The 7466-nt window shown below is 60.0% G+C and carries 6 protein-coding genes; 4 read left to right on the plus strand and 2 right to left on the minus strand.

The window, feature by feature from the left end:
• Positions 1-238 (minus strand): hypothetical protein (locus VHE58_03460; GenBank protein HVS26341.1); only part of this gene is annotated, 238 nt, incomplete at its 3' end.
• Positions 239-394: 156 nt separating this feature from the next.
• Positions 395-2950: a DNA gyrase subunit A gene (gene gyrA / locus VHE58_03465; GenBank protein HVS26342.1), complete on the minus strand. Its 2556-nt coding sequence runs from the start codon at positions 2948-2950 to the stop codon at positions 395-397.
• Positions 2951-3203: 253 nt separating this feature from the next.
• On the opposite strand from gyrA, the gene VHE58_03470 reads away from it, so the two are divergent.
• From VHE58_03470 to VHE58_03485, 4 genes are all read left to right on the plus strand, one after another.
• The gene (locus tag VHE58_03470) at positions 3204-3941 is read left to right on the plus strand and encodes an OmpA family protein (protein ID HVS26343.1); all 738 of its coding nucleotides are present in this window, start codon (positions 3204-3206) and stop codon (positions 3939-3941) included.
• Positions 3942-4587: 646 nt separating this feature from the next.
• The gene (locus tag VHE58_03475) at positions 4588-5907 is read left to right on the plus strand and encodes a TRZ/ATZ family hydrolase (protein ID HVS26344.1); all 1320 of its coding nucleotides are present in this window, start codon (positions 4588-4590) and stop codon (positions 5905-5907) included.
• An 80-nt stretch (positions 5908-5987) separates the two neighbouring features.
• Positions 5988-6683, plus strand: a complete 696-nt coding sequence (ubiG, locus tag VHE58_03480; protein ID HVS26345.1) for a bifunctional 2-polyprenyl-6-hydroxyphenol methylase/3-demethylubiquinol 3-O-methyltransferase UbiG — start codon at positions 5988-5990, stop codon at positions 6681-6683.
• Entirely contained in the window at positions 6680-7327 is a 648-nt protein-coding gene (locus VHE58_03485; GenBank protein ID HVS26346.1) for an HAD-IA family hydrolase, read from the plus strand. The genes ubiG and VHE58_03485 overlap by 4 nt, the downstream gene beginning before the upstream one ends.
• Positions 7328-7466: the final 139 nt, after the last annotated feature.

The following is a 7466-nucleotide window of genomic DNA, read 5'->3' on the forward strand; positions in this document are numbered from 1 at the left end:
AGGCCAAACCAGCGACGAACAACAACGCCATGCGCACGGGCACCCCGGACTCGGTCTCGCGCAGCGTGGTGCGGGCAGGGGCGCAAGCTGCCGCAAGAGGCGCCGTTCGATGGGCCGCCCATGCTGCCGCTCCCGCACCCCAAGCTTCGCTCACCGTGTCGCGGCAGCCCCCGTCCCTCCGGGTTGCGGCAAAATGCGGCGTCTGCAGTGTGCTCGCCGGAGCGTGGAGCCTCGGCACGTGCGACCGCGAAGGCGAGCGCTGGCCCGCTCCGCTGCACAGCTTCGCAGGTGCGACGCTGCGCGGGCCCTCCTCGGTGTCGTAGTCCGGACTACGACCTTCGTCGCGCGCCTTGCATCCATCCGCATTTTACCCGCAACGCAATCCGCGGAGGACTTAATCAGGGGTTCCTTCCTCTTCATCGCTCTCCGCGACTTTTCCCAATCCCGCCAGTTTTTCGCCTTCACCGAGATTGATCAGCGTCACGCCTTGGGTGGAGCGGCTCATTTCGCGAATTTCGGAAACGCGGGTGCGGATCAGCACGCCGCCGGTGGTAATCAGCATGATTTCATCTTCCTTGTCAACCAGCGTCGCCACCACCACCTTGCCATTGCGCGCCGAGGTCTGAATGGCGATCATGCCCTGCGTGCCGCGGCCGTGGCGAGTGTATTCGGCAATTGGAGTGCGCTTGCCGTAGCCGTTCTCCGTCGCCGTCAGCACCGACTGATTCTCATTCTCCGCAGTCAGGAGCGAAATGACGCGCTGGTCCCCGGTGAGCTTCATGCCGCGCACGCCCGCTGCATTGCGCCCCATCGCCCGCACTTCTTTTTCGTCAAAGCGCACCGCTTTGCCGCCGTCGGAGAACAGCATGATGTCCCGCCCGCCGTTGGTGAGCGCCACGCCGATAAGGTAATCGCCGTCTTCGAGGTTGACGGCGATGATGCCCTTCGCCATCGGCCGTGAAAATGCGGAAAGCGCGGTCTTCTTTACCGTGCCCTTGGCGGTTGCCATAAATACGAAATGCTCGTCATCGAATTCCTTGATTGGCAGCACCGCGGTGATTTTCTCGTGCTCCATCAACGGCACCAGGTTGACAATGGGCTTGCCGCGGCTGACGCGGCTGCCCTGTGGCACGTTGTAAACCTTGAGCCAGTACACCCGGCCGCGGTTGGAGAAGCACAGGATGTAGTCGTGGGTGTTGGCGATGAACAGGGAGTCGATGAAATCGTCTTCCTTGGTGGTCGCCGCCTGCTTGCCGCGGCCGCCGCGCTTCTGCGCGCGGTAATCCGCAACCGGCTGCGATTTCATGTAGCCGCCGTGCGAAAGCGTCACCACCACGTCCTCCGGCGCGATCAGGTCTTCCATGCTCAGGTCCTGCGTGTCCATCACGATTTCGCTCCTGCGCTGGTCGCCGTACTGCTCTTTAACGGCATTCAATTCTCCGGTGATGATCTGGGTGATACGCTCGCGTTTCGCCAGGATATCCATGAGGTTGGTGATTTTTTCGATCACCTCCTTGTATTCGGAAATGATTTTTTCCTGCTCCAAACCGGTCAGGCGCTGCAGGCGCAATTCCAGAATCGCCTGCGCCTGCGCATCAGACAGGTAATACCCCTGTTTGCGCAGCCCGAATTCGGGCGACAGGCCTTCGGGACGCGAAGCGTCGGAGCTGGCGCGGTGCAGCATGTCTTCAACGAGCTTCGAGCGCCAAAAGCACGCCATCAACTGCGTCTTCGCCACCGCCGGCGATTCCGCCTTCTTGATGAGCTCGATGACTTCGTCCACGTTGGAAAGCGCCACCGCCAGGCCTTCGAGGATATGCGCCCGTTCGCGCGCCTTGCGCAGTTCGAACACCGTGCGCCGCGTCACCACCTCGCGTCGATGGCGCAAAAACAGCTCGAGCAGGTTCTTGAGATTCAGCACGCGCGGCTGGTTGTCGACCAGCGCCACCATATTCATGCCGAACGTGTCCTGCATCTGTGTTTCCTTATACAGGTTGTTCAGCACGACTTCGGGGTTTTCGCCGCGCTTGAGGTCGATCGCCACACGCATGCCCGATTTGTCGGATTCGTCGCGCAAATCAGAGATACCTTCGAGCTTCTTGTCACGCACCAGTTCGCCGATGCGGATCAAGAGCGCCGCCTTGTTCACCTGGTAGGGCAGCTCGTCAATTACGATCAATTGGCGGTTGCCCTTGTCCATTTCCTCGAAATGCGTGCGGGCGCGGATCACCACTCGCCCGCGCCCGGTACGGTAACCTTCGCGCACGCCGGCGACGCCGTAAATAATACCGGCGGTCGGGAAATCGGGGGCCGGGATCATTTCAATCAGCTCATCGATGCTCGTCTCCGGATGGTTGAGCAGCGCAAGGCAGGCGTTAACCACTTCGTTCAAGTTGTGCGGCGGGATGTTGGTCGCCATGCCCACCGCGATGCCCGAGGAGCCGTTGATCAGCAAATTGGGAACCTGGGTCGGCAGAACGGCGGGTTCCTGCTCCTTGCCGTCGTAATTGGGCGCAAAATCCACGGTTTCCTTGTCAATGTCCGCCAGGATCTCCGAGGAAATCCGCTCCATGCGGCATTCGGTATAGCGGTAGGCCGCCGGCGCATCGCCGTCCACCGAACCGAAGTTGCCCTGCCCGTCAATCAGCGTGTAGCGCATGGAAAAATCCTGCGCCATGCGCACCAGCGCTTCATAAGTGGCCGCGTCGCCGTGCGGATGATATTTGCCGAGCACGTCACCGACGATGCGCGCGCACTTCACATACGGCCGGTTCCACACGTTGTTCGCCTCGTGCATGGCGAACAGCACGCGGCGGTGCACCGGTTTCAAGCCGTCGCGCACATCCGGCAGCGCCCGCCCCACGATCACGCTCATCGCGTAATCGAGGTAGGAGCGGCGCATCTCTTCTTCCAGGCTGACCGGCAGGGTTTCTTTGGCGAATTGGTCCATGAAATGTGGTGTTTTTTAGATGATTATTAGGACTGAAATTGCAGCAAATTAAATTTATAAATTTTATCATGCGCGAAGGGTTAAGGCCAAGTAGCGTGTATCTGAAGCCCCGCGAGGACACCGAAAAACAGGGTCTGAAATTGCAAAAAAATGGGAATTTGTAGTACTATGAGCACTAAGGAGCCGTTTCCCTCCATCTTCTTTTCCACGCTGATCTAACGATAGTTTCAAATCAATTAGAAAGGGGAAATTTATGATTGGACAATTTTCAAAGCCGGTTTTTGTCGTGGCCGCAGTAGCAACACTAGGCATGGGCGCCTCGGCAGCCCTCGCGCAAACCCCAAGCGGCGTCATACCTTATCTGATCGATCAACGTGGAGTTCTCGCCCGTAGCGGCACCGGCCTGTGCTGGAGGACCGGCTTCTGGACACCAAAGCTTGCGGCAGAGACCGTGCTACCCGGGGCGCAGTTCCCGGTCGGCTGTGCATGTGACAAGAATCTGATGCCGAAAGAGGTGTGCGAGCCACCGCCACCACCGCCCCTGGTTGCCGAGCCGCCGTCGACTCCCGAGCCAGCACCGGTAATAGCCGCAGCGCCAGTCCAGCCACCGCCGCCGGAACATATTTCGCTTTCCGCCGACGCGTTGTTCGATTTCAACAAGGCAGTGCTGCGCCCGCGCGGCCGGCTGCTGTTGAGCGAGATCGCCGACCAACTGCAGGGCGCGCAATATGACCATATTTCCGTGGTCGGCCACGCCGACCGATTGGGCTCGCCCGCCTATAATCAAAAGCTTTCCGAAGAGCGCGCCGAGGCGGCTAAATCCTATCTTATTAATCACGGCATCCCGCCGCAAAAGATTCACAGCGAGGGTAAGGGTGCAACCCAGCCGGTGACCACCCCTGATCAATGCAAAGGCCTCAATCGCAGGGATCTCATTGATTGCCTGCAGCCTGACCGCCGGGTAGACATCGACGTCACCGCGACCAAGTAACCAAACGCAGTTACAATGGGGAAGCCCCGCTAGGGAACCTCTGATTAAGTCCCGCGCGGTTGCGACGGTGTTGCAATCCGGGTGCAGGGCGAGGCATGAGGAGCGCCGTTTGGTGGAGGCCAAACCAGCGACGAACAGCCATGCGCCCGGGCGCCCCGGACTCGGACTCGCGTAGGGCGCGCGGACACGTTACTGGCAAAGCCAGCTGTTTGCGGGAAGCGCGCCATTGGCCCGCCTTCCGCTCCGGATGGCTCCGTCAACGCCGTGTCGGCGGGCCTGACGCGGGAAGGGGCGCAAGCTACCGCAAGAGGCGCCGTTCGATGGGGCGCTCATGCTGCCGCTCCCGCACCCCAAGCTTCGCTCACCGTGTCGCGGCAGCCCCCGTCCCTGCGGGTTGCGGCAAAATGCGGCGTCTGCAGCGTGCTCGCCGGAGGGTGGAGCCTCGGGTACGTGCGACCGCGAAGGCGAGCGCTGGCCCGCTCCGCTGCACAGCTTCGCAGGTGCGACGCTACGCGGGCCCTCCTCGGTGTCGTACTTCGAGTACGACCTTCATCGCGCGCCTCGCATCCATCCGTATTTTGCCAGCAACGCAATCCGCGGAGGACTTAATCAGAGGTTCCTTGGGGGCTTTTCATTGGAATAGGCCATGCCTCAACACGTCGCTGTCCTGATTGACGCCGGCTGGGTGATTCCGGTCGAACCGCGGGATGTTTTGCCAAAGCATTCCATAGCTATCAGCAACGGGACGATACTGGCGGTACTGCCAACTGGCGAAGCGCACGCGCGCTTCAGCGCAAAACAACATGTGCACCTCGAAAACCATGCGCTCATACCGGGGCTCGTCAATCTTCACACCCACGCGGCGATGACGCTAATGCGCGGGCTCGCCGATGATTTGCCGCTGATGGATTGGTTGAACCAGCACATCTGGCCAGCAGAAGCAAAACACGTCTCGCATCCGTTCGTTTACGACGGCACATTGCTGGCCTGCGCGGAGATGCTGCGCGGCGGCATCACCTGCTTCAACGACATGTATTTCTTTCCCGAAGCGGCGGCGAAAGCCGCGGTGGAGACAGGCCTGCGCGCCGCCATCGGTGTTATCGTGATTGAATTTCCCAGCAGCTATGCCGGCGACCCCGAGGATTACTTGAACAAGGGGTTGGCGATGCGCGATGAATGGCGCCCGCAACCGCTGCTTTCTTTCTGCATGGCGCCGCACGCCCCTTACACGGTGAGCGACAAGACCTTCGAGAAGCTCCTCACCTATGCGCAGCAACTCGATTTGCCGATCCACATCCATGTACAGGAAACCCAGGATGAGATTCAACAGAGCCTGACACAATACAAGATGCGGCCGCTCGAGCGGCTGCATAAGCTGGGATTGCTCGGCCCCAATTTCATCGCCGTGCATGCCGTGCATTTGACCGCCCAGGAAATCGCGCTGCTGGCGAGCGAAGCGTGCAGCGTCGCGCACTGCCCCTCCTCCAATCTCAAGCTCGCCAGCGGTTTCGCGCCGGTGGCCGCGCTGCTGGAGCAAGGCGTCAATGTCGGGCTTGGCACCGACGGCGCGGCGAGCAACAATCGCCTGGACCTCTTCGGGGAAATGCGGCTTGCGGCGATGCTCGCCAAGACGGTCAGCGGAAAGGCCGATGCGCTCCCGGCTCATCAGGCACTGCAGATGGCGACATTAAACAGCGCCAAGGCGCTGGGGCTCGATGGCAAAATCGGTTCGCTGAAAGCCGGCAAAGCTGCTGACATCACAGCAGTGGATTTTTCGGAAATTGAGCTTACACCCTGCTTCAACCCGGTATCGCACCTGGTTTATGCCGCGGGACGGGAGCAAGTCAGCCACGTGTGGGTGAACGGCAAGTTGCTGCTCGAAAACCGTGAGTTGACCACGCTGAATGCCAGGGAACTCGCCGCGAAGGCCCGCTACTGGCAGGAAAAAATCGGGAATCAGAGTTAAGGGTTGAGAGTTAAGGGTTAAGTGTATATCCTGAACACCGAACTTTGAACTCTGAACTCTCAACACTGAACACTCAACAGATGGTGAACGTCGACCCGACAGAGCTGGAGAAATTCAACGAGCTGGCGCACCGCTGGTGGGATCCGGGAGCCGAATTCAAGCCGCTGCACGACATCAACCCGCTGCGGCTCGACTACATTGATAAAATCGCCGGGTTGAAAGGCAAAGCGGTGCTTGACGTCGGCTGCGGCGGCGGGATTCTCGCGGAAAGCATGGCGGTACGCGGCGCCAAAGTCGCCGGCATCGACCTTAGCGAAAAAGCGCTGAAAGTGGCGCAGCTGCATCTCATGGAAAGCGGCAACCAGGTTGATTACCGCATGGTGGCCGTCGAAGAGCTGGCGCGCAAAGAGCCGCAACACTACGACATAGTGACCTGCATGGAATTCCTCGAGCATGTGCCGAACCCGGCTAGCGCTGTGAAAGCCTGCTGCGAACTCATTAAACCGGGCGGCCACGCGTTTTTTTCCACCCTCAACCGCAACCTCAAATCCTATCTTCTCGCCATCATCGGCGCCGAATATATTCTGAGGCTGCTGCCGCGCGGCACGCATGATTACGCCAAACTCATCAAGCCTTCGGAACTGGCGCGCTTCTGCCGCGATGCCGGACTGAACGTCGAGCATATTACCGGTATGACCTACAACCCGTTCACTAAAATCTATGCGCTCGGCCCGGATACCGACGTCAATTATCTGCTGCACGCGATCAAATCATGATTCATGCCGTGCTGTTTGATCTTGACGGCACGCTCGCTGACACTGCTCCCGATCTCGGCTTTGCGCTCAACCACCAGCGCAAAATGCATGGGCTTCCCGCACTGCCTTTGCCAACCATCCGTCCCTATGTCTCGCAGGGTGGGCGGGGACTGATGAAAATCGGTTTCAACCTGGCTCCTGAAGACGAAAATTACGTGGCCATGCGCGAAGAATTTCTGAATTTCTACGAAGAACGCCTTTGCCACGACACGCGGCTCTTTCCCGGAATTTCCGAGCTTCTCGCCACATTGCAAAAAAGGAGCCTGCCGTGGGGAGTGGTCACCAACAAAATCGAGCGCTTCACGCTGCCGCTAATGCAAAAGCTCAAGCTTGACCGGCGCGCCGCCTGCATCATCAGCGGCGACACCTGCGCCAACTTCAAACCCCATCCCGAGCCGCTGCTGCAGGCGAGCCGTGAAATCGGCGTGCCGGCAGCAAATTGCGTCTATATCGGCGACGACGAGCGCGATGTCGCCGCCGCACACGCTGCCGGAATGCGCGCGATGGTGGCGCAATACGGCTATTTGGGGAACGGCGCCCATCCGGAAACCTGGGGCGCCGACACACTCATCAATCATCCGCAGGACGTGCTGCATTACCTTTAGCAGGGTGTTGAAGAACTCCACGGGGCCGCGGCGTCGGCTTTCCGGGATGGGATGCGCGAAGCGAGCCGCGTCGAATAGCCGTTGCCTATTCGCAAGGCGAGCGACAAAGCAGACCGCCCGGAAAGCCACGCCCCATCCG

The organism is Burkholderiales bacterium, assembly GCA_035543335.1.
GTDB lineage: Bacteria > Pseudomonadota > Gammaproteobacteria > Burkholderiales > JAHFRG01 > JAHFRG01.

Coding starts and splice junctions, on each gene's coding strand:
- gyrA (HVS26342.1), bottom strand. CDS start 2,950: ATGGACCAATTCGCCAAAGAAACCCTGCCGGTCAGCCTGGAAGAAGAG.
- VHE58_03470 (HVS26343.1), top strand. CDS start 3,204: ATGATTGGACAATTTTCAAAGCCGGTTTTTGTCGTGGCCGCAGTAGCA.
- VHE58_03475 (HVS26344.1), top strand. CDS start 4,588: ATGCCTCAACACGTCGCTGTCCTGATTGACGCCGGCTGGGTGATTCCG.
- ubiG (HVS26345.1), top strand. CDS start 5,988: ATGGTGAACGTCGACCCGACAGAGCTGGAGAAATTCAACGAGCTGGCG.
- VHE58_03485 (HVS26346.1), top strand. CDS start 6,680: ATGATTCATGCCGTGCTGTTTGATCTTGACGGCACGCTCGCTGACACT.